This window comes from Ralstonia sp. SET104, from assembly GCF_003851545.1.
Lineage (GTDB): Bacteria > Pseudomonadota > Gammaproteobacteria > Burkholderiales > Burkholderiaceae > Ralstonia.
In genome coordinates this window covers 233,510-258,135 of the sequence record NZ_BHVX01000002.1, presented here as the reverse complement: position 1 = coordinate 258,135, position 24,626 = coordinate 233,510, and the positions used below count along the sequence as shown (strand labels likewise).

The 24,626-nt window shown below is 63.1% G+C and carries 22 protein-coding genes; 2 read left to right on the top strand and 20 right to left on the bottom strand.

Annotated features, from left to right (window positions below; genetic code table 11):
• Positions 1 to 36 precede the first annotated feature (36 nt).
• The 8 genes from truB to PSUB009319_RS03765 all read right to left on the bottom strand — a co-directional run bounded on the left by truB (position 37) and on the right by PSUB009319_RS03765 (position 10,579).
• A complete protein-coding gene (gene truB, locus PSUB009319_RS03800; RefSeq protein ID WP_124381072.1) occupies positions 37 to 993 on the bottom strand; it encodes a tRNA pseudouridine(55) synthase TruB in 957 nt (318 codons plus the stop codon).
• Position 994: 1 nt separating this feature from the next.
• A complete protein-coding gene (gene rbfA, locus PSUB009319_RS03795; RefSeq protein WP_124380921.1) occupies positions 995 to 1,366 on the bottom strand; it encodes a 30S ribosome-binding factor RbfA in 372 nt (123 codons plus the stop codon).
• A 126-nt stretch (positions 1,367 to 1,492) separates the two neighbouring features.
• Positions 1,493 to 4,387, bottom strand: coding sequence for a translation initiation factor IF-2 (infB, locus tag PSUB009319_RS03790; protein ID WP_124380920.1), 2,895 nt, complete (start codon positions 4,385 to 4,387; stop codon positions 1,493 to 1,495).
• Between the two features lie 62 nt (positions 4,388 to 4,449).
• The gene (gene nusA / locus PSUB009319_RS03785; protein ID WP_124380919.1) at positions 4,450 to 5,925 is read right to left on the bottom strand and encodes a transcription termination factor NusA; all 1,476 of its coding nucleotides are present in this window, start codon (positions 5,923 to 5,925) and stop codon (positions 4,450 to 4,452) included.
• Positions 5,922 to 6,410 carry a ribosome maturation factor RimP gene (rimP, locus tag PSUB009319_RS03780; protein ID WP_124381071.1) on the bottom strand — a complete coding sequence of 163 codons (489 nt, stop codon included), beginning with the start codon at positions 6,408 to 6,410 and terminating at the stop codon, positions 5,922 to 5,924. Before rimP ends, nusA begins: the two co-directional genes overlap by 4 nt.
• A 206-nt stretch (positions 6,411 to 6,616) precedes the next feature.
• Complete coding sequence (locus PSUB009319_RS03775; RefSeq protein WP_124381070.1) at positions 6,617 to 8,416, bottom strand: pseudouridine synthase; 1,800 nt, start codon at positions 8,414 to 8,416, stop codon at positions 6,617 to 6,619.
• 90 nt (positions 8,417 to 8,506) lie between these two features.
• A complete protein-coding gene (gene scpB / locus PSUB009319_RS03770; RefSeq protein WP_124381069.1) occupies positions 8,507 to 9,349 on the bottom strand; it encodes an SMC-Scp complex subunit ScpB in 843 nt (280 codons plus the stop codon).
• Between the two features lie 486 nt (positions 9,350 to 9,835).
• A complete protein-coding gene (locus PSUB009319_RS03765; RefSeq protein ID WP_124380918.1) occupies positions 9,836 to 10,579 on the bottom strand; it encodes a sulfite exporter TauE/SafE family protein in 744 nt (247 codons plus the stop codon).
• Between the two features lie 181 nt (positions 10,580 to 10,760).
• On the opposite strand from PSUB009319_RS03765, the gene fnr reads away from it, so the two are divergent.
• Positions 10,761 to 11,489 (top strand): fumarate/nitrate reduction transcriptional regulator Fnr, encoded by a 729-nt coding sequence (gene fnr, locus PSUB009319_RS03760; protein ID WP_124380917.1) that lies wholly within the window; start codon positions 10,761 to 10,763, stop codon positions 11,487 to 11,489.
• A gap of 21 nt (positions 11,490 to 11,510) precedes the next feature.
• Here the strand turns inward: fnr and PSUB009319_RS03755 are convergent, their stop codons facing one another.
• The 9 genes from PSUB009319_RS03755 to PSUB009319_RS03715 all read right to left on the bottom strand — a co-directional run bounded on the left by PSUB009319_RS03755 (position 11,511) and on the right by PSUB009319_RS03715 (position 19,593).
• Positions 11,511 to 11,765 (bottom strand): hypothetical protein, encoded by a 255-nt coding sequence (locus PSUB009319_RS03755; protein WP_124380916.1) that lies wholly within the window; start codon positions 11,763 to 11,765, stop codon positions 11,511 to 11,513.
• The gene (locus tag PSUB009319_RS03750) at positions 11,762 to 11,989 is read right to left on the bottom strand and encodes a FixH family protein (RefSeq protein WP_124380915.1); all 228 of its coding nucleotides are present in this window, start codon (positions 11,987 to 11,989) and stop codon (positions 11,762 to 11,764) included. The genes PSUB009319_RS03755 and PSUB009319_RS03750 overlap by 4 nt, the downstream gene beginning before the upstream one ends.
• A 36-nt stretch (positions 11,990 to 12,025) precedes the next feature.
• On the bottom strand, positions 12,026 to 13,495 hold the full coding sequence (ccoG, locus tag PSUB009319_RS03745; protein ID WP_124380914.1) for a cytochrome c oxidase accessory protein CcoG: 1,470 nt from the start codon (positions 13,493 to 13,495) through the stop codon (positions 12,026 to 12,028).
• Positions 13,492 to 14,415, bottom strand: coding sequence for a cytochrome-c oxidase, cbb3-type subunit III (ccoP, locus tag PSUB009319_RS03740; protein WP_124380913.1), 924 nt, complete (start codon positions 14,413 to 14,415; stop codon positions 13,492 to 13,494). Before ccoP ends, ccoG begins: the two co-directional genes overlap by 4 nt.
• A 12-nt stretch (positions 14,416 to 14,427) precedes the next feature.
• On the bottom strand, positions 14,428 to 14,610 hold the full coding sequence (locus tag PSUB009319_RS03735; RefSeq protein WP_124380912.1) for a cbb3-type cytochrome oxidase subunit 3: 183 nt from the start codon (positions 14,608 to 14,610) through the stop codon (positions 14,428 to 14,430).
• Positions 14,611 to 14,613: 3 nt separating this feature from the next.
• Positions 14,614 to 15,297, bottom strand: a complete 684-nt coding sequence (gene ccoO, locus PSUB009319_RS03730; RefSeq protein ID WP_124380911.1) for a cytochrome-c oxidase, cbb3-type subunit II — start codon at positions 15,295 to 15,297, stop codon at positions 14,614 to 14,616.
• 10 nt (positions 15,298 to 15,307) lie between these two features.
• Complete coding sequence (gene ccoN / locus PSUB009319_RS03725) at positions 15,308 to 16,765, bottom strand: cytochrome-c oxidase, cbb3-type subunit I (RefSeq protein ID WP_124380910.1); 1,458 nt, start codon at positions 16,763 to 16,765, stop codon at positions 15,308 to 15,310.
• A 95-nt stretch (positions 16,766 to 16,860) separates the two neighbouring features.
• Positions 16,861 to 17,040, bottom strand: coding sequence for a cbb3-type cytochrome oxidase assembly protein CcoS (ccoS, locus tag PSUB009319_RS03720; protein WP_124380909.1), 180 nt, complete (start codon positions 17,038 to 17,040; stop codon positions 16,861 to 16,863).
• A 9-nt stretch (positions 17,041 to 17,049) separates the two neighbouring features.
• A complete protein-coding gene (locus PSUB009319_RS03715; RefSeq protein WP_124380908.1) occupies positions 17,050 to 19,593 on the bottom strand; it encodes a heavy metal translocating P-type ATPase in 2,544 nt (847 codons plus the stop codon).
• Positions 19,594 to 19,769: 176 nt separating this feature from the next.
• Between PSUB009319_RS03715 and PSUB009319_RS03710 the strand changes: the two genes are divergently transcribed.
• Positions 19,770 to 20,612: a 2-phosphosulfolactate phosphatase gene (locus tag PSUB009319_RS03710; RefSeq protein WP_124380907.1), complete on the top strand. Its 843-nt coding sequence runs from the start codon at positions 19,770 to 19,772 to the stop codon at positions 20,610 to 20,612.
• Positions 20,613 to 20,625: 13 nt separating this feature from the next.
• Here PSUB009319_RS03710 and zapE read toward each other — a convergent pair whose 3' ends face one another.
• From zapE to odhB, 3 genes are all read right to left on the bottom strand, one after another.
• Entirely contained in the window at positions 20,626 to 21,723 is a 1,098-nt protein-coding gene (zapE, locus tag PSUB009319_RS03705) for a cell division protein ZapE (protein ID WP_124380906.1), read from the bottom strand.
• Positions 21,724 to 21,814: 91 nt separating this feature from the next.
• Positions 21,815 to 23,251, bottom strand: coding sequence for a dihydrolipoyl dehydrogenase (lpdA, locus tag PSUB009319_RS03700; protein WP_124380905.1), 1,437 nt, complete (start codon positions 23,249 to 23,251; stop codon positions 21,815 to 21,817).
• A 70-nt stretch (positions 23,252 to 23,321) separates the two neighbouring features.
• Positions 23,322 to 24,572 (bottom strand): 2-oxoglutarate dehydrogenase complex dihydrolipoyllysine-residue succinyltransferase, encoded by a 1,251-nt coding sequence (odhB, locus tag PSUB009319_RS03695; RefSeq protein ID WP_124380904.1) that lies wholly within the window; start codon positions 24,570 to 24,572, stop codon positions 23,322 to 23,324.
• Between the last annotated feature and the right edge of the window lie 54 nt (positions 24,573 to 24,626).

Below are 24,626 nucleotides of genomic sequence, written 5' to 3'. Positions count from 1 at the left end.
CGTAGCTGCGTGGCTTTTTGTTGCCGATCGATCTGTTCAAAGATGCACGAGCCGCTCCGGCCGCAGCACACCGCCTTGCCAAGCAGCCACACCGAGCAGCGAAGCAGTGGCATCCGAAGCAATCGCGTCACGCACGCCGTACACGCGCACCTGATCTGCATTCGGCAATGCCAATCGCAACGGCAAGCGCTGACCATGCAGGAAGCGGCGGCTCTCATCTGCATCCAGCTCCACGCGCGGCAGCGTCTGCAACAGCGCATCGACCGGCGCCAGCAATGCGGCGCGTGCATCGTCAGCGGCTGCATCCAACGATTCGAGTGTCACGGCGCCATCCAGCGTCAGGTTGCCCACCTGCGTGCGACGCAGTGCCACCAGATGTCCGCCGCAGCCCAGCGCCTCGCCAATGTCTTCACCCAACGTGCGGATGTACGTTCCCTTGCTGCATGACACGCGCAACGTGATCGTCGGCTCGGCCGATTCCAGGTTGGTCGCCAGCACATCAATCGCGTGAATCGTTACCCGACGCGCAGCGCGTTCCACGGTCTGGCCCGCGCGCGCATATTCGTACAACGGCTTGCCGTCCTTCTTCAGCGCAGAATGCATCGGCGGCACCTGGTCGATCTCGCCGACAAAGCGGACGACGGCAGCCTGCAGTTGCTCCGGCGTGACCGATACCGGGCGCTCGCTCAGCACCTCGCCTTCAGCGTCCGCGGTGCTCGTCTTGATACCAAGACGCACGACGGTTTCGTACGTCTTGTCCGCGTAGAGCAAATCCTGCGAAAACTTGGTCGCCTCGCCAAAACACAGCGGCAGCAAGCCCGTAGCGAGCGGATCAAGCGTGCCGGTATGCCCCGCCTTCTTGGCCCACAGCAAGCGCTTGGCGCGAATCAGCGCATCGTTGCTCGACCAGCCGATCGGCTTGTCCAGCAGCAGCACGCCGTGCACATCGCGGCGCGGCGGCTTCTGTGGCCTGGGCGCATGTTGCTCGGCCATCTCAATCGTCTTTGGCACGCGTGGCGTTGGCCTCGTCGATCAGGCGCGACATCTCGATACCGCGCTCAACCGAACCGTCAAAGTGGAAGTGCAGCGTCGGCACCGTGTGGATGTGCAGGCGCTTGAACAGCAGCGAATGCAGGTAGCCCGCCTTCTCATTCAGGATGGCACCGGCAGCTTCCGGTTCGGCACCCAGCACCGTGAAGTAGATCTTGGCGTGCGCGTAATCCGGCGTGAGCGTAACGGATTGCAGCGTCACCAAGCCCATCGCCGGGTTCTTGATTTCGCGCTGGATCAATTCGGCCAGATCACGCTGGATCTGATCGGCGATACGCACGTTGCGGCCAGCGGCCGATCCCGATTTCTTCGGCATAGTGTGTTCCTCACATAGGCTCGCCGACACACGCCAGCCGGCCCAAAAAGACAAAACGGTGGCGCGGGACGCGCCCGGGCCACCGTCGCAAAGTCGAGCCGGACACCGCAGCGCCCGGCCAACGTATTACAGCGTACGCGCCACCTCGGTGATCTCGTAGATCTCGAGTTGATCGCCTTCCTGAACGTCGTTGAAGTTCTTGATCGACAGGCCGCATTCGAAGCCTTGCTTCACTTCCTTCACATCGTCCTTGAAGCGCTTGAGCGAATCGAGTTCGCCGGAGAAGATGACCACGTTCGCACGCAGCACCCGCACCAGCGAATTGCGCTTGACGAAGCCGTCCAGCACCATACAACCAGCCACCGCGCCAACCTTCGGCACGTGGAAGACCTGACGCACCTCGACAAGGCCCGTCGTCTCCTCGCGCTTTTCCGGCGACAGCATGCCCGACATCGCAGCCTTCACCTCATCCACAGCGTCATAGATGATGTTGTAGTAGCGAATGTCGATGCCCTGATGCTCGGCCAGCTTGCGTGCGCCCGCATCGGCCCGCGTGTTGAAGCCGATGATGACGGCCTTCGACGCAGTTGCCAGGTTGACGTCCGACTCGGTGATACCGCCCACGGCAGCGTGCACAACCTGCACACGCACTTCGTCGGTCGACAGCTTCTGCAGCGAGTGCACCAAGGCTTCCTGCGAACCCTGCACGTCGGCCTTGATGATCAGCGGCAGCGACTTCACGTCGCCTTCGCTCATCTGCTCCAGCATGTTTTCCAGCTTGGCAGCCTGTTGACGCGCCAGCTTCACATCACGGAACTTGCCTTGGCGGAACAGCGCGATTTCGCGCGCCTTGCGCTCGTCCGGCAGCACCAGCACTTCTTCGCCAGCGCCCGGCACTTCCGACAGACCCTGGATTTCCACCGGAATCGACGGACCGGCTTCCTTGGCCGACTTGCCGTTTTCGTCCAGCATGGCACGAACCCGGCCATAGGCTGTGCCCGCGAGCACCACATCGCCGCGCTTGAGCGTACCGCTCTGCACCAGCACCGTAGCGATCGGGCCCTTGCCCTTGTCCAGTTGCGCTTCCACCACCAGACCCTTGGCCGGCGCGTTGACCGGTGCCTTCAGTTCCAGCACTTCGGCTTGCAGCAGCACGTTTTCCAGCAGGCTGTCGATGCCTTGGCCAGTCTTGGCCGACACCGGCACGAACGGCACATCACCGCCGTACTCTTCCGGAATCACGCTCTCAGCCACCAGTTCCTGCTTGACGCGGTCGGGGTTGGCTTCAGGCTTGTCAACCTTGGTGATCGCCACCACGATCGGCACCCCAGCCGCCTTCGCGTGCGCAATGGCTTCCTTCGTCTGCGGCATGACGCCATCATCTGCCGCCACCACCAGAATCACGATGTCGGTCGCCTTGGCACCACGTGCACGCATGGCCGTAAAGGCCTCGTGACCCGGGGTGTCCAGGAAGGTGATGACGCCGCGATCGGTCTCGACGTGATACGCGCCAATGTGCTGCGTGATGCCGCCAGCTTCGCCCGCCGCAACCTTGGCGCGACGAATGTAGTCCAGCAGCGAGGTCTTGCCATGGTCAACGTGACCCATGACAGTCACGACCGGCGGACGGGTTTCGGCTTCGGCATTCGCCGGTTCTTCAACGCCGCCAATCAGCAACGCTTCCGGATCGTCCAGCTTGGCCGCGACCGCCTGGTGGCCCATTTCTTCGACCACGATCATCGCGGTCTCCTGGTCCAGCACCTGGTTGATCGTGACCATCTGACCGAGCTTCATCATCTGCTTGATGACCTCGGCTGCCTTGACCGACATCTTGTGCGCCAAATCGGCCACAGAAATGGTTTCCGGCACGTGCACCTCGCGCACGACCGGCTCGGTCGGGGCCTGGAAGGCATTGCGATTGTCGTCGCCATGCCGGTTGCGCCCCCCCTTAGAGCCGGAACGCCAGCCGTCGGCACCACCGCCGGTGTCACCGCGCGTTTTCAGGCCACCACGTTTACCGGTACGGTTGTCGTCCTGCCAGCCCGACTTGCCGCGACCGCCCTTCTTGTCGCCGGACGGTGAACTCGGTGCAGCAGCAGCGGGAGCCGGAGCCGCCGGCTTCTTGGCAGCCGCAGCCGGACGCGCTTCTCCAGCCGGCTTGACCGGCTTGTGCAGCGTGCCCGATTGCTCGGCCTTCTTAACCTCTTCAGCCTTGCGCTCGGCGGGCGTCTTCAGCACGCGTGCCGGGGCGCTCATCATTTCACGGATGGCGCGAGCTTCGGCTTCGGCAGCTTCGCGGCGCTTGCGCGCGGCGTCTTCCTCAGCCTTGATCTTGTCAGCGGCAACGCGCGCTTCGTCAGCAGCCTTCTGCGCGGCTTCGCGCTCGCTTGCCAGACGTGCGGCGTCTTCCTCGGCCTTGCGGCGCGGGGCTTCATCCGACGCTTCAGCGGCAGCACGGGCAGCAACAGCTTCCTCTTCCGCCTTCTTGGCGGCGAGTTCAGCCTGACGCTTCTGCTCGGCTTCAGCGGCTTCCTGGCGAGCGCGGCGCTCGGCCTCCTCGCGTTCCATTGCTTCCTGACGCGCCTTCAGTTCGGCTTCCTGGCGGGCCAGCAATTCGGCCTGACGGCGTTGTTCTTCCTCGCGACGCGCGACCTCCTCGGCATCGACGACCGGAGTCTCCTCTGCGGCCTCCGATTCAACCTGCGCCGCGTTCGGTTCATCACGCTTGACCAGCACGCGCTTCTTCTTGACTTCCACTTGCACGGTGCGCGTCTTGCCGGTGGCATCCGCCTGGCGGATTTCGCTGGTTTCGCGTTTGGTGATCGTGATCTTCTTGCGCGCGCCATCCTCGGCGCTACCGTGAGCTCGCTTGAGATAGTCGAGCAGACGGGTCTTGTCCGATTCGGTGATGACGTCTTCCGGCGTCGCCTTTTGCACGCCCGCGGCCTGCAATTGTTCCAGCAGCGCCGAAGCGCTACGGTTCAATTCGCCAGCGAGTTGGGCAACTGTTGTGCTTGCCATTCAAACCCTTTCGATGCTTGGTTTCAGTGAGGATTCCGATAAACGATCAACGCTTATGCGACTCACGAAAACCAGTGTTCACGCGCCTTCATGATCAGCGCCTTGGCTTGTTCTTCGTCGACACCGGTCATTTCGACCAGTTCGTCGACGGCCAGCTCGGCCAAGTCGTCACGCGTCTGGATGTTCCCCTCGGCCAGCTTGCCGATCAGCTCCGGGGTCAGCCCCTCGAGGTCGCGCAGGTCTTGCGACACCTTCTCGACCTTTTCTTCCTTTGCCAGCTCCATCGTCAACAACACGTCGCGAGCGCGATTGCGCAGCTCGTTGACGGTGTCTTCGTCGAACGCCTCGATTTCCAGCATTTCCTGCAGCGGCACATAGGCCACTTCTTCGAGCGAGCTGAAGCCCTCTTCGATCAGGATGTCGGCAACCTCTTCGTCCACGTCCAGCTTCGCCATGAACAACTGGCGAACGACGGAGCTTTCTTCAGCTTGCTTCTGTGCAGACTCGGCCGGCGTCATGATGTTGATCTGCCACCCAGTCAACTCCGACGCCAGGCGAACGTTCTGGCCGCTACGACCGATGGCCACGGCGAGGTTTTCCTCGTCGACCACCACATCCATGCTGTGCTTTTCCTCGTCCACGACGATGGACTGCACTTGCGCCGGTGCCAGCGCGCCGATTACGAACTGCGCCGGGTCTTCCGACCACAGCACGATGTCCACAGCTTCGCCACCCACTTCATTGCGTACAGCCGTCACGCGCGTGCCACGCACGCCGACACAGGTGCCGATCGGGTCGATGCGCTTGTCGTGTGCAACGACCGCGATTTTCGCACGCACGCCGGGGTCACGCGCGGCTGCCTTGATCTCCAGCAGACCTTGTTCCATTTCCGGCACTTCGTTCTCGAAGAGCTTGATCAGGAAGTCGGGGCAGGTGCGCGAGAGTTCGATCTGCGGGCCGCGTGCAGTACGGTCGACATTCAGGATGTACGCGCGAACGCGGTCGCCCGTGCGCAAGTTTTCCTTCGGGATCATCTGGTCGCGGGCCAGCAGCGCTTCAACGCGACCGGTCTCAACGATCAAACCCTTCTTGTCGGCGCGCTTGATCGTGCCGGTCATGACCTTTTCGCCACGATCCAGATAGTCGTTCAGGATCTGCTCGCGCTCGGCATCGCGGATGCGCTGCAGGATCACCTGCTTGGCGGCCTGCGCGCCGATGCGGCCGAACTCGACCGATTCGATCTGCTCTTCGACGAAGTCGTCGACATCGATGTCAGCGTCCTGTTCTTTGGCTTCGAACAACAGAATCTGCTTGTCCGGCTCCTGCAGGCCTGCATCGTCGGGAACGACGAGCCAGCGACGGAAGGTTTCGTGTTCGCCCGACTCACGGTCGATCGCCACGCGCACATCCACGTCTTCTTCAAAGCGCTTCTTGGTCGCGGAAGCCAATGCGGCCTCCAGCGCCCCGAACACCACATCCTTGTCGACGTTTTTTTCGCGCGCAAGCGCATCGACGAGCAACAGAACTTCGCGGCTCATTGCTTGTTCCCTTTGTTTCGATTTCCTTTGAAGTCCAGCACGGGCACCAGCCGGGCACGGTCGAGTTCCGACAGTGTGAATTCCAGCAGCGCGGGGCCTTCCTTGCCCTCAAACTCGAGGCCGATTCGTTCCTGGCTTGGCTCCCCTGTCGGAGCCTGAATGATTCCCGTGAAATTCTTTTGCCCGCCGACAGGCAAGCGCAGCGTCACCTTGACCTCAAGGCCGGCGAAGCGCGTGAAATCGGCCAGCGTGCGCAGCGGGCGGTCAAGCCCCGGCGACGACACTTCCAGCCGTTCGTAGTTGACGTTCTCAACTTCGAACACGCGCGTGAGCTGATGGCTCACCTTCTCGCAATCTTCAATGACGATGCCATTCTCTGCCTGATCGATATACACGCGCAGCAACCCAGCCGGCGCGCGTTCCACTTCCACCAGCTCGTAACCCATGGCGGTGAGGGTTTTTTCAATCAGATCAGTCAGATGCACGTTTTTCCTGAAGAATTTCCCGGTATGGCCAACCTGCTGAAGCAAAAAAAAATGGGCGCAACGCCCATATCATTCGCTTATCTTCTGCAGGATGACTTTTGATTAGACTCACATTGTAATACGCCTTGAGGCAAAACGCAAAAATTGCCCCGAAGCCGCCACAAAACGGGGCGTTGCGACGAGTGCCGCACACAACGCCCGCATTTTCAGCGCTTACCGCCGCGTTTGGCACCACTGCGCGGCGCCTTGTTGCCGTTCGGCATGCCGCCACCACCCTTTCCGGGACGCTTGTTGCCGGGCGCGCGGTTGCCATCACGCATGCCACCACCAGCCCCTGCACCGCCACGGCCGTTCGCGCGGTCACCCGTGCGGGTGCGCGCTGTCAGCGTGGTCGGGCCACCCACATTGATGTAGCCCATTGATGTTTGCATCGGATCCGGCTGACGCGGATTGGACTGGCGGCGCTGCGCGGGTTGCACGCGGTTGCCATTTTCAACCCCCATGCCGCGTGACTGGAAGTTTGCTTCGCCGGTAAAGCCCGACGACATCGGCCCCATCAGTACCGGCGCGGGGCCGCGGCGACGGTTGCCCTGGCGATCCTGCCCGCCTGAGCTGGCCGTCGGCACCTTCATGCCCAGCGTGCCCATCAGCGTACGCACATCCTCGGCCGACACCTCTTGCCAGCGGCCGCGCTTGAGACCGCGCGGCAGTACGAAGCTGCCATAGCGCGTACGAATCAGGCGCGACACGGTCAGATTGACCGCCTCGAACATGCGCCGCACCTCGCGGTTACGCCCTTCGGTCAGGGCGACGTGGTACCAGTGGTTGACGCCTTCACCGCCGCCATCAACGCAGCGCAGGAAGTTGGCTTCGCCGTCCTGGAGCGGAATACCGTGCAGCAGTTTCTGACGGTCGGTCTCGGCAAGCTCGCCCAGCGTGCGCACCGCATATTCACGCTCGACGCCATAGCGCGGGTGCATAAAGCGGTTGGCGATATCACCGGAAGTCGTGAAGATCAGCAGGCCTTCGGTATTGAAGTCCAAACGACCGACGGCGACCCACTTGCCGGTCTTCATGCGCGGGAGCGCATCGAACACGGTCGGGCGACCTTCAGGATCGGACTGGCTGACGATCTCGCCCGACGGCTTGTGGTACAGCAGTACGCGCGGCGGCTTGTTGGGCAGCTTGCGCTGGATCAGCTTGCCATTCACGCGGACCTGGTCGGTGGCAAGAATGCGCTGGCCGATGTGCGCCGGCAGGCCATTCACGGAAACACGGCCTTGCAGGATCAGGTCTTCCATGTCGCGGCGCGAGCCGAGCCCGGCGTCAGCCAGGATCTTGTGCAGCTTGGGCGCGTCATCGTCAGAGGTCAGTTCGCGCGCTTTGGAGGGCTGCGATGCGCCGCCGGTGTCGGCTTCTGTATCGTACGCACCGGAAATCACGTACTGGAAGACATCTTCGGAACCCTTTGCACCCTTCGGACCCGTGCCACCGCGATTCTGATTGGGGCCACCAGCCTTGCCTTGCGGCTTGCCGTTGCGGTTTTCATTGCGGTTCTGCGGCTTGCCTCGCCCGCCAGCATTGGCATTCCTGCCGCTGGCGCCTTCTGTCCGCTCAGCACGTTCGGCACGTTCCGCTGGCTGGCCTTCGCCCTGACGGGGGCGATTCTTGCCAAAACGTCCACGCGGGCCGCGTCTCTCGCCTTGGCCCTCTGCCGGCACTTGTTCAACTGGCGCGGCGCCTTCTGCAGCAACGACCGCAGGCTCGCCCGCTACCTCCTTCGGCTTGCGCGCCCGCGGCGCGCGGCTCTTGCGCGGCTGCGCTGGCTGGCCGGCATCCGCCCTACCCGCCTCAGCGGCTTCGCCTTCGGGGCGACCGTCCTGCTGCGGGCGGCGCGAAGCCACGAGGTTGCGCAGGCCCCGGCGCAATCCCTTGCGACGAGGCGCGGCCTCGGTCCCATCGCCGCCGTCTTGGCGGGGCGGCTGAGCGTCGGCGTCGGCCGGCATACGTGTATCCATGGAATCTGGCTGAGTACTCACAACGTCTTTCAAATCTAGGGGTTCAGGCCATGCGCCAACTGCGCGGCTGGCATGGTGTTACGAATGCTCGTTAACGGGAGCCGCAGGCGGCTCGGCCGGTGTTTTGTGTTCGCCTTCCGGCGCAACCTCGTTCGCATTCACCGCTTGCGACTCGGTTTCCAGCGCGGGCTCGTCGGCCGACATCACCTCAGGCTGCGCTTGTGTATCGGCGACGGCTTCAATGGAAGCGTTGTCGACCGGCGATTCGGTCGCGCCTGCGGCCGGAACTCCCGCGCTTTCGGCACCTTCCGGCGCCTCATTGACCAGCGTGGTCAGTTCTTCCACCGCAATTGCACCGCCCTCGAACTCGATGGCGCCCTGCTCCAGCAGGCTCGCCTGCGCCTGCGCGCGGGCATCTTCCAGCGGCGGCAGTTCGTCGAGCGAGCGCAAGCCCAGGTCGTCAAGAAACTGCTTGGTCGTCGCATACAGCGCCGGGCGGCCCGGCACGTCACGATGGCCGATGACTTCGATCCAGCCACGGTCTTCAATCTGCTTGATGATCTGCGTGTTGACCGTAACGCCGCGAATGTCTTCAATATCGCCGCGGGTGACCGGCTGGCGATACGAAATAATCGCCAGCGTTTCCATCACTGCGCGCGAGTACTTGGGCGGCTTTTCCGGATGCAGACGATCGAGATACACACGCATCTCGGGGCGGCTCTGCAGGCGCCACCCGGAGGCAAGCGCAACCAGCTCCACACCGCGATTCAGCCAGTCCTGGCGCAGCTCTTCGAGCAGCACACGGATCGTGTCGGCCGAAACATCTTCGTCGAACAGCTTGCGCAAGTCATTGACTCGCAACGGGTCCTGCGCGCAGATCAGCGCGGTCTCGAGGACGATTTTCGCCTCTTGGGTATTCATCGGGTTGAGCGGCTCGTCATTGCTCGCGCTCGGCCAGTCGCCGTCACGCTTGAGGTTTGTCGTCCCGCCGCGAAGCACGCGGCATTTCTGAATGCTGTTGCCCGCCCGGGCCCGGCGCACAAAGGCCCATTGATTCAATTGGGCCCTGCACCAAAACGCAGTGGCTGTGCCCGCAAAGTAGGGCCGGAGGAGCGAGTTGATCCGGTGCCGGTCAGGCACCACAAGGGCAATTTCTTCCGCCGCCATGGGGACGGATACTGCACCGAACGACCGCCAACGAAGAAGGCAGCTCGCCCGAATCGACTGTCCAGGGTGACTCTACCGCTGGATGGCATCGCTTGGCGCCGCGCTTGGGATTGTTGAGTTGCGCGGGTGGCGAATCGAATTGTTGTCGATTGTAGGGCAATTTCGCGCGGCGCCGCAACCGGGAAGATGTCCTAGCACCCCCTCCCAGACTGGATAACGATCTGGGCGCGCTTTAAACGGCTACAGCACCAGACAAAAGCCGTGTGCGTTAAGCATCTCAGGCAGCCAGATCGCGTGCACCAACCCCCAAACGCCGAATACGGCGATGGCGGCACCGGCCACGCTACGCGCCCATCGCCGGCGCGACAGTCCGCGCAGCCACCCGGCCAAACCGGACATCATCAGAAGATTCGGAAGCGTGCCCGCACCAAAGGCGAGCATGACGACGGCTCCCGAGGCAGCGTTGCCTGCCAACAACGCCACAGCCAGTGCGCCATACACCATGCCGCACGGCACCAGCCCCCAGGCCATTCCCGTGACATAGCGGCGCAGCAACGGCGGCTGGCGCTGCAACTTGCCGCCTAGCGCGGCACTCACCCGAGACAAACCGCCGGCGACGCGACCGAGCAACCGCTCAAGCCACACACTGCGCCACGTATCTCCGGCAGAGCGAACGAGCAGCAAAACACCGTAGGCGAGGAGCAACGCGCTGGCGAGGGCAAACAAGCCACGCTGAATCGGCAGCCATTGCTGACGCCAGACAGTCGCGCCCATCGCCCCCATGACTGCGCCGAGCAGCGCATAAGTTGTCAACCGCCCCGCATGCATGACGATCTGCTCGAACCACAGCCGGCGTCGCGACACGATCCGCACTGCCACGGTTGCGCGTTCGGCCGCGAGTGCGATACCGCTGCACATCGCCAGACAATGCACGCCGCCGAGCAATGCAATCAAAAAAACGCTCACAAGCGCCGCGGCACTCATCTTTTCGACGCTCTTTTGATATGGACCAAAGTTTTCGTTCTGCTGTTGCGAACCAAGCTGAATTCGCGCATTTTGTCACATCGGAAATGTCCGATGGCAAGACGGCCGCCGTTATAATATGCGCGAGTCGTACCAGAAGAATTATTCATCTCACTTTCTCGAAATTCAGTCGCCCCCGCCCGTGCTCACTCGAATCGCACTTACCGATCAAGCCTCGCGTTGTTCCACCTGCGTACTCGGGCAAATTTGCCTGCCAGTGGGAATGAATTCGGACGACGTGCGCAAAATGGACGATTTGGTCAACGAGCGCATCCGAATCAAGAAGGGGCAATCGCTCTACTCCCTTGGTGAGCCGCTTGAGGCGGTTTACGGTATTCGTTTCGGCACGCTCAAGACACATGTGACGCTTGAAGACGGTCGCCACCAGATCACGGGGTTCCACCTGCCGGGGGAAATCGTCGGGCTCGACGGCATTGGCGACATGCGTCACGTGTCGGACGCCACCGCGCTGGAAGATACCGAAGTCTGCGTCGTGCGCTACGACCAGTTGCAACAGCTTTCGCGCCGGCTGCCTTCGCTGCAGCATCAGTTCCTGCGCATCATGAGCAAAGAAATCTCGCAGGATCATCTGATGCTGCTCACGCTGGGTTCCATGCGTGCGGAAGAACGTCTTGCGGCATTCCTGCTCAACCTTTCCAAGCGTTCGGCCCAGCGCGGGTATTCGTCGACGGAGTTCGTGCTGCGCATGAGCCGCGAAGAACTGGGCAGCTATCTCGGCCTCAAGCTCGAAACCGTCAGCCGCCTGTTCTCGCGCTTTGCCGAGGCCGGCCTGATTCAAATCCGCCAGCGTCACGTCAAGCTGATCGACCTGGCCGGCCTGCGCCAGGTGATGAGCGGTCAGGCCGCCTAAGCGGCTTTCCATGATGCCCGCTCACACGAGCGGGTGTTCATGCGCTTCCAGTTTGCCGATACCCGGCGACACATAGAGCGTCAGCGCGCTCGACAATCCGCACAGCAGCCAGAACACAAAGAACGATACGGTGTAGACCGCCTGGGCCGACACCGCAATCTGTTCACCAAAAAAACGCAGGTCGGCCGGATCCACCACCGCAAAAACGACCAGCTCCGCCAGTGCGGCCGACAGAAACGCCGGCCACAGAATCCACATCAGCAGTCGCCGCTTCATCGCGCCTCCGCATGAATGGCATGTGCCGGCGCGGCGGCCGGCTTTTCGATGACCAGGCCGCGTCGCACGACGTTGTCGTGGATAACGGCATCAGGATGTGACGTCGCCAGCCAAATGGTGACGCCACAGCCAACCATGGCAACAAACGGCCCGGCCATCAGCAGCCACGGCCAGGGCTCACGCCACCACGGCCGGGCGGGTGCGGAAGTTTGCGTTGCGTGCATCGATGCCTCCTGTTGGGGATACCGCTGAATACCGCGTTAGCGCGGCACGATGAAGCTCGACGGCTCGCGCAGCACGAGGCTGCCGCTGCCGTTATCTGCATGAATGACGAAACGGATCTTGTGCGAGCCGGGGGCGGCATCATCGGCCGGGCGACGCACGCGCACCGGCAACAAGCGGTTGGCGGCGGGCGGCAATTCAAGCGTGGTGGATTCGCCGCGACCGCCCTGCACGTCCAACTCAGTCATGCCTTCTGCGGTGATGGTCACGCGCATGGGTTGCTCGGAGGCGTTCATCAACTGCAGGCGATAGACGTTCTCGATCTTGCCGCCGTCGACTTCGCGCGCGAGTGCGCCACGATCGCGGATCACGTCCACCTTGAGCGGCTGGCGCATCATCAGTGCGGTGATGAAGCCGACCACGAGCATCAGCATGATCCCGCTGTAGATCAGCACGCGCGGGCGCAGCAAGTGCTGCCGGGTCTCCTTCGGGTTGAGCCGGTCGCGTATGGCGCGCTCAGACGTATAGCGGATCAGGCCGCGCGGATAGCGCATCTTGTCCATGACTTGATCGCAGGCGTCGATACAAGCGCCGCAGCCAATGCATTCGTACTGCAGGCCCTGGCGGATATCGATGCCAGTTGGGCACACTTGCACACAGATGCTGCAATCGACGCATGCGCCCAGGCCCTGTGCTTCGAAATCCGCATTGCGCGAGCGGCTGCCGCGCGGCTCGCCGCGTTGCGTGTCATACGTGACGACGTAGGTATCGGGGTCGACCATCACGCTCTGGAAGCGTGCGTATGGGCACATGTAGCGGCATACCTGCTCGCGCATGAAGCCGGCGTTGCCCCACGTGGCGAATGCATAAAACAGCATCCAGAAGGTTTGCCAGGGGCCGAGGGAGAACGTCCAAGTCTCCATGCCCAGATCGCGAATCGGGGTGAAGAAGCCGACGAAGGTGAAGCCCGTCCACAGTGCGATCAGCACCCAGGCCGAATGCTTGGCGGCTTTCAGACGCAGCTTGCGCGGGCTCCAGCGCTCGCCGTCGAGACGGATGCGGGCAAAGCGGTCGCCTTCGATATGCCGCTCGATCCACATGAAGATTTCGGTGTAGACCGTCTGTGGGCAGGCATAACCGCAAAAAAGCCGTCCCGCCACTGCCGTGAACAGGAACAGCCCTAGTGCCGATAGCACGAGCAGCAGGGTGAGGTAGATCACGTCCTGGGGCCACAGCACCAGGCCGAACAGATAAAACTTGCGGGCGGCCAAATCGAACAGCACCGCCTGTCGACCATTCCACTGGAACCACGGCAAGCCATAAAAGATGGCTTGCGTGGCCAGCACCAACCAGACGCGCCAACGCGCGAAGGCGCCTGTCACGGAGCGCGGATAGATCTTGCGCCGCACTTCATAGAGCATCTGCTCGGTCGGGGCGTCGTCGGCACCTGCCGCCGCTGCGGCGGAGGCAGGCGTCATGGGGCGCCAGGCGGGTTCTTGGTCGCTCATTGCTGGGCGCTCGGGTTGTTGTTCGACAGGCCCCACACGTAGGCGGCCAGCATGCGGATCTTCTCGGGCGAGAGCAGATTCTCGTGCGCTGGCATGGTGTTGTCACGGCCCTTGAGAATGGTCTCGACGATGGTCGCTTCCGCGCTGCCGTACAACCACGTGCGGTCGGTCAGGTTCGGCGCGCCCAGCGCCTGATTACCCTTGCCGGTAGCCATGTGGCAGGCCGCGCAGACAGATTTGAAGGTCGGCTCACCACGTGCGGCCTTGATCGGGTCATAAGCCAGGCCCGACAGCGAACGCACGTAGTTGGCAACGTTCACTGCCTGATTGCCGTCTACCACAGCAGCCAGCGACGGCATGACACCATGTCGGCCCTTGGTGATGGTGGTGAGGATCGTCTCCGGCTCGCCGCCATACAGCCAGTCGCTGTCGGTCAGGTTCGGGAAGCCCTTCGAGCCGCCTGCGTCCGAGCCATGGCATTGCGCGCAGTTGTTCAGAAACAGGCGCTGGCCGATCTCTCGTGCCTGCGGATCTGCGGCGATCTGCTTGATGTCCATGCTCGCGTAGCGTGCATAGAGTGGACGCACTTTCGCATCGGCTGCCGCACGCTGCGAGGCCAGTTCGCCGCGCGACGAGAAACCCAGCACGCCACCATAGGCACCCAACCCCGGATACAGCACCAGGTATGTCGCCGCAAAGATGCACGCCAGCAGGAACATCCACATCCACCAGCGCGGCAGCGGGTTATTCAGCTCGCGCAAGTCGTCGTCCCACACGTGGCCGGTATCGCCACCGGCGCTTTGCCCCGGTGCCATCTGAATGCGCCGCTGCGAGAACAGCAGCCACACACACCACACGATGCCCACCAGGGCAATCGCCGCAATGTAGTACCCCCAAAACTCCGAAATGAAGTCGCTCATGATTCTGTGTCCTTATTGATGCGGTCGCGACGCGTCTGCGCGCGCACCGGCGACCTCGGCCTCGTCGGGCAGCATGAACGGCAGCATGGCCGATTCAGCATTTGCGGCGCGGCGATGTGCCGAGAACGCCCACCAGCTGATGCCGACGAACAGCACCAGGAAGACCGCCGTGGCAATTGCACTCAATGTGGCCATGACTCACTCCTTTGCGGCAGCAACGGTGGCCGGTGCTGCTGGCTCGACCGCTACGTCATGAACGTTGCGCATTTCCACACCCAGGCCTTGTAGATAGGCAACGACGGCATCTTCTTCCGTCTTGCCTGCGAGTTGCTCGCGCGCGCCGGCAATCTGCGCATCGGTGTACGGCACGCCGAGCTGGCGCAGCACGTGCATCTTCTTCTCGATGTCGCCGCTGTCCAGCTGCGTCTTCGAGAGCCATGCATATGAAGGCATGTTCGACTCAGGTACCACCTCGCGCGGATCACGCAAGTGGATGCGATGCCAATCATCGGAATAGCGCTGACCCACGCGCGCCAAATCCGGGCCAGTGCGCTTGGAGCCCCAGAGGAACGGGTGGTCAAACACGGATTCTCCGGCCAGCGAATAGTGGCCGTAGCGTTCGGTCTCAGCGCGCAGCGTGCGCACCTGCTGCGAATGGCAGCCGACACAGCCTTCGCGGATGTAGATATCGCGCCCAGCCAGTCGCAACGGCGAATACGGTGCGATGCCCTTGACCGGCTCGGTTGTCGAATGCTGGAAGAACAGCGGCACGATCTGCACCAGCCCTGCGATGCTGACCACAACCAGCGTCGCCGCGATCAGGAGGCCGATGTTCTTTTCCAGTGTCTCGTGCGAGAAGAAGCTTTTCTGTTGATTGCTCATGTTCATCCCCTCACTGCGCTGCGACCAGCGGAGCCTGGGCCGGTTGAGGAATCGGCGCGTCGATCGCCTTGCTGCCCTGGATGGTCTTGAACACATTGAAGGCCATCAGCAGCATGCCGCCCAGGAAGCACAGGCCACCCAGTAGACGAATGATGTAGAACGGGTACGTCGCCTTCACCGCCTCGACAAAGCTGTAGGTAAGCGTGCCGTCAGCCTCGGTGGCGCGCCACATCAAGCCTTGCATCACGCCGGCGATCCACATGGCGGCGATGTAGAGCACCACGCCAATGGTGGCCACCCAGAAGTGCACTTCGATCAGGCGCGTGCTGTACATCTTCTGGCGCCCGAACAGGCGCGGGATCATGTAGTACATCGAGCCGATGGTGATCATCGCGACCCAGCCCAGCGCGCCGGAGTGCACGTGGCCGATCGTCCAGTCCGTGTAGTGCGACAGCGCGTTGACGGTCTTGATGGACATCATCGAGCCCTCAAACGTCGCCATGCCGTAGAACGACAGCGCCACCACCAGGAACTTCAGAATCGGATCGGTGCGCAGCTTCTCCCAGGCACCCGAGAGGGTCATGATCCCGTTGATCATGCCGCCCCACGACGGCGCCAGCAGAATCAGCGAGAACACCATGCCCAGCGACTGCGCCCAGTCCGGCAGCGAGGTGTATTGCAAGTGGTGCGGGCCCGCCCACATGTAGGTGAAGTTCAGCGCCCAGAAGTGCACGATCGACAGGCGATACGAATAGATCGGACGCTCGGCCTGCTTGGGCACGAAGTAATACATCATCCCCAGGAAGCTGGTGGTCAGGAAGAAGCCCACCGCATTGTGGCCATACCACCACTGCACCATTGCGTCCTGCACGCCAGCGTAGGCCGAGTACGACTTCCACATCGTCACCGGCAGTTCGGCGTTGTTGACGATATGCAGCAGCGCAATCGTCAGGATGTACGCGCCGAAAAACCAGTTGGCCACATAGATGTGCCGGGTCTTGCGCTTGACGATGGTACCGAAGAACACCAGCGCGTATGCCACCCACACGACAGTGATCAGGATGTCGATCGGCCATTCCAGTTCTGCGTATTCCTTCGAGCTGGTGTAGCCCAGCGGCAGCGTGATGACTGCCGCCACGATCACCGCCTGCCATCCCCAGAACGTGAAAGCCGCCAGCGTGTCGGAAAACAGACGCGCCTGACACGTGCGCTGCACAACGTAGTAAGACGTCGCAAACAACGCGCTGCCGCCAAAGGCGAAGATGACGGCATTGGTATGCAGCGGACGCAGCCGGCCATACGTCAGCCAGGGCACCCCGAAGTTCAGTTGCGGCCAGATCAACTGGGCCGCGATCAGCGCACCGACCGCCATACCGACAATGCCCCAGACGATCGTCATGATCGAGAACTGGCGGACAACGCGGTAATTGAAGGTCTGGGTGGGCTGCAACGCGCTGGACGATTGCATGCTTGCTCCCCGAGTGTGTTGGTTTGATACGGTCATGTTAAGAATCGGGCTGCATTGAAGTCTTGACGTGCGTCAAGGCACCCCGGCCAATGTGGTCAAGTAGTTCCGTCCCGCGACATTGCGTCGCGTGCTGGGGTATCGGGGTCGAGCAGAATCGATTCCGCGGGCGCCTTGAGATCGTCGTACTGCCCCGAGCCAACAGCCCACCACAGCACGCCAACAATCGCCATGACCAGCATCAGCGACAGCGGAATCAGCAGAAACAGCGTTTCCATTTCGATCCTTTAAACCGCGCTGGACAAACGCCACGCATTGAGCGCCACCAGCAGCGACGACACCGACATGCCGATGCCCGCCGCCAGCGGCGACAGCCACCCCAGCGTGGCGAGCGGAATGCTGATCGCGTTGTAGACAAACGCCCAGCCGAGGTTCTGACGCACCACGCGCAACGTCCGGCGGCCAATCGATACGGCTTCGGTGATGGCGAACAGGCGCGGCTCGGTGAGGATGGCGTCGGCGCCAGCCTGGGCCAGCGGCGCCCCCGACCCGATGGCGATGGAGACCTGCGCCTGCGCGAGCAGCGGCGCATCGTTGATGCCGTCGCCGACGGCCAGCACACGTGCGCCGTCCGCCTGCAGCTTGCGCACGTATGCGCGCTTGTCTTCGGGGCTGGCACCGCCCACCGCATGGTCGATGCCAAGGCGGTTGGCCCACCAGTGCACGGTCTCCGGCGCATCGCCAGAAACAAGGTGCAAGCGCAGCCCTTGTTCACGCAGCGCGCTCAGGCACGCAGGCGCATCGGCACGCGGCGTATCAGCCAGCGTGAAGCGCGCGAGCGGTTGGCCATCACGGCCGAGCCAGACCGACGTGCATGCGGCCGCCGGCGGCACCTCTTCCATCGGCGCTTCCGTGCCGTAACGGATGGAAGCGACCGGCTGATCAGCGTAGTGCACGGCTGCGAACGGTTGCGTGCCCAACCGCATCAGTCGGTTATCGACCACGGCATACACGCCCTGCCCCGGCACGTTAGTTGTCCGCTCCAACGTGGGTAACGGCATTGCCTTGGAGGTGGCGGCACGCAGCGATTGAGCGATCGGGTGGTTCTCTGATTGCTCCATCGCGCACGCCAATGCTAGGCAATGTTCAGCATCCACATCGGCGAATGTCTCGATGCTCAGCAGGCACAGGCGCCCTTCGGTGAGCGTGCCCGTCTTGTCGAGGAGCACATCGGTGACGGCCGCGAGGTTTTCGATGGCATGGCCGCGCGTGACCAGCACACCGCGCCGCGCCAGCGCGCCACTGGCCGCCGCCAGTGCAGACGGCGTGGCCAGCGACAGTGCGCACGGGCAGCTCACCACCAGCACCGCCACCGTAACGGCAAACACGCGCGTCGGGTCCACCCACCACCACGCAATCGCGGTAAGCAACGCCCAGCCGAGCAGTACAGCCACAAAGCGCCCGGCCACGCGATCAGCAAGTTCAGCCATGCGGGGCTTGTCGGTCAACGCGCGCTCAAGCAGATCGACGATGGCGGCGAGGCGCGTTTGCGCACCTACGCGGTTCACACGCACGCGAATCGCGCTGACGACGTTGTAGCTGCCGGCCAGCACGGTCGCGCCCACGTCGCGCGAGCGCGGCACGCTTTCACCGGAGAGAAGCGATTCGTCGATTTTGGTCGTGCCGTGTTCGACGATGCCGTCTGCTGGCAGGACTTCACCGGCGCGCACTTCCACGCAATCGCCTGGCTGCAACGTCGCGACGGGAATGGTTTCGAGCACCCCGCTTGCAGGCTCGATGCGCCGGCAAGTGGCCGGCAGTTGGCGCACGAGCGCCTCGGCACCGGAAGCCGCGCTCTGCCGTGCGCGCAGTTCGAGATAACGCGCCGCCAGCAAGAATGCGACGAACATCGTCACCGAATCGAAGTATGTTTCGCCGTGGCCGCGCAGGGTCGCAACCACACTGGCGATGAACGCCGCGCCAACCCCAAGCGCTACCGGCACGTCCATGCCAACGTGCGCATGCCGCACTTGCCGCCACGCGTTGATGAAAATGGGCCGCGCCGAAATCAGCACCACCGGCACCGTCAACACCAGGCTGGCCCACTGCATCAGGCGGGTCTGGCTGAGCGGGATATCGCTGCCGTGCAAGTACACCGGCCACGCGTACATCATCACCTGCATCATCCCGAGCATGGCGATGCCGAGGCGGATCAGCAGGCTGCGGCGTTCTCGCGCCTCGGCCATGCGGCGCGCGGATGGCTGATCGGGCCACGCCTCATAACCCACATCGGCAATCGCAGCAAACACAGCGGACAGGCGCATGGCGCCGGCATTGCCCACAATGCGCACACGTTCGGTGGCGTAGTTGACGGTCGCTTCACGCACGCCCGGCACACACGAGAGCGCGCGTTCGATCAACCAGACGCACGCGGCGCAGCGCATGCCGCTGATGGCGAGGCAAAGTACTTCCGCGCCGTCTGCACGCATGCGCACGAAGCGCTCGCGCATGACAGGCAGGTCGTAGGTAGCCCAGACTGCTTCGGCCTCGGCGCGGCGATCACCTTCGATGGGCTTGGCAAAGGCGATCGGGCCGCTATAGACGTGCCCCATGCCGGAGGCGTGCAGCGTTTGCGCGACGGCTTGGCAGCCGGCGCAGCAAAACGCACGGGATTGGCCTGCAACGTCAGCGTGGAGCGCGGTGGCACCGTCCAACGGTGAGGCGCAGTGATAGCAGGTGATATGCGACGCACCCGCCTCGCCCATGGCAATGGGCGAGCCTGTACCGGCAACCGGCGCTGCTGGGTAGCTGGGGGCGAATGTCGTCGTCATTATGAGAACAATGCTAACCAGCATCCCCCGACCCGCCCTTGATACGAATCAAGCACCGCGCAATAAAAAACAACTGGGAATGCGGCCCGCAGCGCACCCCGAGCACCCCGACCCTCCCACAAAAAAATAAGCCGCCTATAGTTGATAGCTGCACCAGGCAAACAGGAGGGCGCGACATGGCAACCGAATTCAGCCTGTACAACATCCACTGCGAATGGGGCGAGCACGGTGCATCGGCGTTGGCACCGCATTGCGACGCCGTCATCGTGGTGGACGTCCTGTCCTTTTGCACCTGTGTGGATGTGGCCGTGGCGCGCGGCGCACGTATCTATCCGTACCCATGGCGCGATAGCAGCGCAGAAACCTTCGCGCGTCGAGCCGGCGCCATGCTGGCGGGCCACAACCGCAGCCAGGCGGGCTATACACTCTCGCCCGCGTCGCTGCGTGAGTTGCCGATCGGCAGCAGCTTGGTCTTGCCCTCACCCAATGGCGCAACGCTGGCACTCGCCACCGGATCAACGCCGACGTTTGCCGGCTGCCTGCGCAACGCTCGCGCCGTGGCGGAAGCCGCGTCCCGGCTCGGTCGACGTATTGCCGTGGTAGCGTCAGGAGAGCGCTGGGCTGATGGCAGTCTGCGCCCCGCCCTGGAAGACTGGCTAGCCGCTGGTGCGATCGTGCATCACCTGTCGGAAACAGTGGCGGGCTTCCTGCCGCAAGCACTATCGCCCGAAGCACTGGCCGCCCGCGCGGTCTATCGCGAGGCGTCGCAGACCGGCATGATGAAAGCCTGGTTGCTCGACTCGGTGTCGGGCCGCGAACTGTGTGAACGCGGCTTTACTGAAGACGTGACCATGGCCTCGCAGACCGATGTGAGCAACGTCGCCCCGATGCTGGTCGAAGGTGCGTTCCGCAACGTCAATCGCAAGACCGAGCGCCTGCCGCAGGATTTCTTTGGCGCAAACCTGCGGCCCTCACAGGCCCCGACGTCGCACCGCAACCCGCCGCCGACGTCGCACTAGGCACTGGATGAAATCAGGTCAGTGACGTATCCACTTCGCGGCGAGGTGCCTCGAGGTATTCGCGCGATTGCATCTCGACAATACGAGACACGGTGCGCTGGAATTCATTGGCCATCTGCCCCTCGGTGTATAGCTCCTCGGCCGCCACTTGCGCCGACATCAGCAGCTTGACCTTGTGATCGTAGAACACGTCGATCAGCCACGTGAAGCGACGCGCTTCAGACGCCATGCGCGGCGTCATCTTCGGCACATCGGCCAGAATGACGGTGTGAAAGCGCGAGGCGATTTCCAGATAGTCGTTCTGTGAACGTGGGCCACCGCACAGCGTGGCGAAATCGAACCACACTACGCCGCCGGCCTTACGCGCCGCGCGAATTTCACGGTGTTCGATACGCAGCACCGGCGATTCGTCCGGCACTTCCGCCACCGCCGCAAAAGCATCGCGCAACGCCGAGTTCGCCTTGGCGCCCAACGGCGTGTAGTACGCCTGCACCTGCTCCATCGCGCGCTTGCGATAGTCGATGCCGGCATCGACGTTGAGGACGTCGAGCCTCTCCTGCAGCAGTCCGATGGCAGGCAGCACACGGTCGCGGTGCAGGCCATCCGGATACAGCAGATCCGGACGGTAGTTGGAGGTCATCACAAACTGCACGCCGTTGGCGAAGAGCTGATCGAGCAGGCGGTGCAGAATCATCGCGTCAGCCACATCGCTGACATGAAATTCGTCAAAGCAGATCAAGCGGTAGCGCTTGGCGATGCGGCGGGCCAGTTCATCCAGCGGATCCGCGCGCCCGCGCAACTCTTCCAACTGGCGATGCACCTCGCGCATGAATTCATGAAAGTGCAGGCGCGTCTTGCGCACCACCGGCACGCACGCATAGAAGGCGTCCATCAGGAACGACTTGCCGCGCCCCACCCCGCCCCACATGTAGACGCCGCGCGGCAACTCCGGACGCACCAGCATCTTGCGCAGTGCGCTGGAACGCCGGGCCTTGTAAGCGACCCATTCGTCGTAACACTGCTGCAGGCGATCGACGGCGCGCTGCTGCGCCTCGTCGGGCTGATAGCCGCGCGCCTTCAGTTCCTTGAGGTAGGTTTCCTGGACGTTCATCTGCGTGGGGCCGGCCGTTTGGTGGCCCAAATGGACTGATGCCCGGCATCTTGTGGATGGCCGGGCATCGTGCTTGCCTCGCGGCGAGCAGTTACATATTGAGCTGACGCTTGTCGACCGCCAGCGCTGCTTCGCGCATCACTTCCGACATCGACGGGTGCGGATGGCAGATACGGCCGATGTCTTCAGCCGCAGCCTTGAACTCCATTGCCACGACGGCTTCAGCCACCAAGTCCGACGCGTTGGCCGCCACGATGTGCACGCCCAGGATTTCGTCGGTCTTCGCATCGGCGATGATCTTGACGAAACCGTCGGATGCGCCCATGCCCAGCGCACGGCCGTTGGCCATGAACGGGAACTGGCCAGCCTTGGTCTCGCGGCCTTCGGCCTTCAGTTGTTGCTCGGTCTTACCGACCCATGCGATTTCCGGGAAGGTGTAGATCACCCACGGAATGCAGTTGTAGTCGATGTGCGGCTTCTGGCCGACGATGCGCTCGGCCACGGCCACGCCCTCGTCTTCCGCCTTGTGCGCCAGCATCGGGCCACGCACCACGTCACCGATCGCCCACAGGTTCGGCAGCTTGGTCGCGCAGTGGTCGTCCACCTCGATAAAGCCACGCTGATCCGCCGCCAGGCCGATCGCTTCCAGGCCCAGGTTGTCGGTGTTCGGCACGCGGCCGATCGAGACGATCAGCTTGTCGCACTCCAGCACTTGCGCGGCACCGGCAGCGTCGGTGTAGTTGACCTTCACGCCCTTGGCCGACGATTCGATCTCACCCACCTTCACGCCAACGTTGATCTTCAGGCCCTGCTTGGTCAGCAGCTTGTTGGCTTCCTTGGCAACCGATTCGTCCGCCGCGCCGAGGAAGCTCGGCAGCGCTTCGAGAATCGTCACTTCGGCACCCAGACGGCGCCATACCGAGCCCAGCTCCAGACCGATCACGCCGGCGCCGATCACGCCCAGCTTCTTCGGCACCTCGGCAAACTTCAGTGCGCCTTCGTTGTCGGCAACGATCACGTTGTCGACCGGCACGTTCGGCAGATGGCGCGCCTTCGAGCCCGTGGCGATGATCACGTGCTTGGCTGTCACGACTTCCGTGCCGGCCTTGCCTGCCACCTCAACCTGGTAGCCAGCGTCGGTCTTGCCGACGAACTTGCCGTAGCCCTTGAGCAGCGTCACCTTGTTCTTGCGGAACAGGAACTCGATGCCCTTGGTCATCTTGCCGACGATGTCGTCCTTGCGCTTGAGCATCTTGGCGACGTCGACCTTCGCGCCTTCCACCGTGATGCCGTGGTCGGCCAGGTGGTGGTTCACGTTCTCGAACTCTTCCGACGAGGCCAGCAGCGCCTTGGAAGGAATGCAACCGACGTTCAGGCACGTGCCGCCCAGACGCGGCTCGCTCTTCGGATCGTCGTAGGCGTTGCCTTCGCAGCAGGCCACGTTCAGACCCAACTGGCCAGCGCGGATGGCGGCGATGTAACCGCCGGGGCCGGCGCCGATCACCAGCACGTCAAATTCTTTGCTCATGGAGAAATCCTCGATTCGGACGCCGCCGCGCGTGGCGCGCAACGGCGTCTCGTGTCATCAACGTGGTCGATTACAGGTCCAGCAGCAGGCGAGCCGGATCTTCCAGCGCTTCCTTCATGGCGACCAGGCCCAGCACGGCTTCGCGGCCGTCGATGATGCGGTGGTCGTAGGACATGGCCAGGTAGTTCATCGGGCGAACCACGACTTGACCGTTCTCCACCACAGCGCGGTCCTTCGTGGCGTGCACGCCCAGGATGGCCGATTGCGGCGGGTTGATGATCGGGGTCGACAGCATCGAGCCGAACGTGCCGCCGTTCGAGATCGAGAACGTGCCGCCGGTCAGGTCGTCCAGCGTCAGCTTGCCGTCCTTGGCCTTCTGGCCGAATTCAGCGATCTTCTTTTCGATGTCGGCCAGGCTCATCTGGTCTGCATTGCGCAGAATAGGCACCACCAGACCGCGCGGCGAGCCGACAGCGATACCGATGTCGAAATAGCCGTGGTAGACGATGTCGTTGCCGTCCACCGAAGCGTTGATGATCGGGTACTTCTTCAGCGCATGGACAGCAGCCTTCACGAAGAACGACATGAAGCCGAGCTTCACGCCGTGGGTCTTCTCAAACTGGTCTTTGAACTTGGCGCGCAAGTCCATCACCGGCTTCATGTTGACTTCGTTGAAGGTGGTGAGGATGGCGTTGGTCGATTGCGACTGCACCAGGCGCTCGGCGATACGGGCGCGCAGGCGGCTCATCGGCACGCGCTCTTCCGGACGGTCGCCCAAGGCGGCGAAATCTACCGGCGCAGCGACTTGCTGCAAGGCCGGACGTGCGGCTTGCGGAGCAGCGGCGGCAGCCGGCTTGGCACCACCAGCCACGGCACCCAGCACGTCACCCTTGGTAATACGTCCATCGCGGCCCGTGCCGGCCACTTGGCCCGCCGACAGGTTGTTCTCGGCCATCAGCTTGGCAGCCGACGGCATCGCCACGCCACCCGTGGCAGCAGCGGCCGGAGCGGCAGCAGCCGGTGCGGGGGCAGCAGCAGGCGCCGGTGCGGCAGCGGCCGGTGCAGCAGCGCCCGCCTTGCCTTCGGTGTCGATCTTCGCCAGCAGTTGCTCCGACGTGACGGTTGCGCCGTCCGCCACCAGCACTTCCGCCAGCACGCCAGCCGACGGAGCCGGCACTTCCAGCACGACCTTGTCGGTCTCGACTTCGATCAGGATTTCGTCCTGGGCCACGGCTTCGCCCGGCTTCTTCTTCCAGGAGATCAGCGTGCCCTCTTCAACGGACTCGGAAAACTGCGGGACCTTGACTTCAACGATAGCCATTTCGATGGTTCCTTGGATTCATGTGCGCCCGCTCCCTCTTCTTGTGGAGCGGCG

Excerpts from the sequence above, each read along its gene's own strand:
- truB (WP_124381072.1), bottom strand. The coding sequence starts at position 993 with ATGGCCGAGCAACATGCGCCCAGGCCACAGAAGCCGCCGCGCCGCGAT.
- rbfA (WP_124380921.1), bottom strand. The coding sequence starts at position 1,366 with ATGCCGAAGAAATCGGGATCGGCCGCTGGCCGCAACGTGCGTATCGCC.
- infB (WP_124380920.1), bottom strand. The coding sequence starts at position 4,387 with ATGGCAAGCACAACAGTTGCCCAACTCGCTGGCGAATTGAACCGTAGC.
- nusA (WP_124380919.1), bottom strand. The coding sequence starts at position 5,925 with ATGAGCCGCGAAGTTCTGTTGCTCGTCGATGCGCTTGCGCGCGAAAAA.
- PSUB009319_RS03775 (WP_124381070.1), bottom strand. The coding sequence starts at position 8,416 with ATGCCGGCCGACGCCGACGCTCAGCCGCCCCGCCAAGACGGCGGCGAT.
- scpB (WP_124381069.1), bottom strand. The coding sequence starts at position 9,349 with ATGAATACCCAAGAGGCGAAAATCGTCCTCGAGACCGCGCTGATCTGC.
- PSUB009319_RS03765 (WP_124380918.1), bottom strand. The coding sequence starts at position 10,579 with ATGAGTGCCGCGGCGCTTGTGAGCGTTTTTTTGATTGCATTGCTCGGC.
- PSUB009319_RS03755 (WP_124380916.1), bottom strand. The coding sequence starts at position 11,765 with ATGAAGCGGCGACTGCTGATGTGGATTCTGTGGCCGGCGTTTCTGTCG.
- PSUB009319_RS03750 (WP_124380915.1), bottom strand. The coding sequence starts at position 11,989 with ATGCACGCAACGCAAACTTCCGCACCCGCCCGGCCGTGGTGGCGTGAG.
- ccoG (WP_124380914.1), bottom strand. The coding sequence starts at position 13,495 with ATGAGCGACCAAGAACCCGCCTGGCGCCCCATGACGCCTGCCTCCGCC.
- ccoP (WP_124380913.1), bottom strand. The coding sequence starts at position 14,415 with ATGAGCGACTTCATTTCGGAGTTTTGGGGGTACTACATTGCGGCGATT.
- PSUB009319_RS03735 (WP_124380912.1), bottom strand. The coding sequence starts at position 14,610 with ATGGCCACATTGAGTGCAATTGCCACGGCGGTCTTCCTGGTGCTGTTC.
- ccoO (WP_124380911.1), bottom strand. The coding sequence starts at position 15,297 with ATGAGCAATCAACAGAAAAGCTTCTTCTCGCACGAGACACTGGAAAAG.
- ccoN (WP_124380910.1), bottom strand. The coding sequence starts at position 16,765 with ATGCAATCGTCCAGCGCGTTGCAGCCCACCCAGACCTTCAATTACCGC.
- ccoS (WP_124380909.1), bottom strand. The coding sequence starts at position 17,040 with ATGGAAACGCTGTTTCTGCTGATTCCGCTGTCGCTGATGCTGGTCATG.
- PSUB009319_RS03715 (WP_124380908.1), bottom strand. The coding sequence starts at position 19,593 with ATGACGACGACATTCGCCCCCAGCTACCCAGCAGCGCCGGTTGCCGGT.
- PSUB009319_RS03710 (WP_124380907.1), top strand. The coding sequence starts at position 19,770 with ATGGCAACCGAATTCAGCCTGTACAACATCCACTGCGAATGGGGCGAG.
- zapE (WP_124380906.1), bottom strand. The coding sequence starts at position 21,723 with ATGAACGTCCAGGAAACCTACCTCAAGGAACTGAAGGCGCGCGGCTAT.
- lpdA (WP_124380905.1), bottom strand. The coding sequence starts at position 23,251 with ATGAGCAAAGAATTTGACGTGCTGGTGATCGGCGCCGGCCCCGGCGGT.
- odhB (WP_124380904.1), bottom strand. The coding sequence starts at position 24,572 with ATGGCTATCGTTGAAGTCAAGGTCCCGCAGTTTTCCGAGTCCGTTGAA.